General features: G+C 69.6%; 1 protein-coding gene. It reads right to left on the bottom strand.

The genetic code is table 11. From position 1 onward, the window contains the following. The coding region (locus tag KDW55_RS29265) for an ATP-binding cassette domain-containing protein (protein WP_212161902.1) at positions 1-575 on the bottom strand (575 nt) is incomplete at both ends.

Here is a 575-nt window from a genome sequence, read left to right as displayed (position 1 = left end):
TCGGTACGCAGCGTCTCGGCCGTCAGCACGTCGAGCGCGGAGAACGGCTCGTCCATCAGCAGGATCGTCGGATCGACGACGAGCGCGCGTGCGAAGCCCACGCGCTGCCGCATCCCGCCCGACAGTTCGCGCGGATACGCGTTCTCGAAACCGTCGAGGCCGATCAGGTCGATCGCGGCGAGCGCACGCTCGCGCCGTTCGCGCGCGCCGACGCCGAGCGCCTCGAGCCCGGCTTCGACGTTCTGCAGCACGGTCAGCCACGGGAACAGCGCGAAGGTCTGGAACACCATCGCGACGCCTTCGGCCGGGCCGCGCAGCGGCTTGCCGAGATACGTGACTTCACCGCCGGTCGGCTCGATCAGCCCCGCGATGATCCGCAGCAGCGTCGATTTGCCCGACCCGGAGCGGCCGAGCAGCCCGACGATCTCGCCTTCGCGCAAAGACAGGTTCGCATCGTCGAGCACGAGCAGCTCGCCCTGCGTCTTGTTGAAGCCGCGGCTCACGTGGTCGACGCGCAGGATTTCGTCGCCGAGGCGCGGCGGCTGAAGCGGCTGGGACGTCTGGACAGGGGCGTT

The sequence above is a fragment of the Burkholderia sp. AU19243 genome, from assembly GCF_018148075.1.
GTDB classification, from domain to species: Bacteria; Pseudomonadota; Gammaproteobacteria; order Burkholderiales; family Burkholderiaceae; genus Burkholderia; species Burkholderia latens_A.
This window is presented reverse-complemented; position numbering and strand designations above follow the sequence as displayed.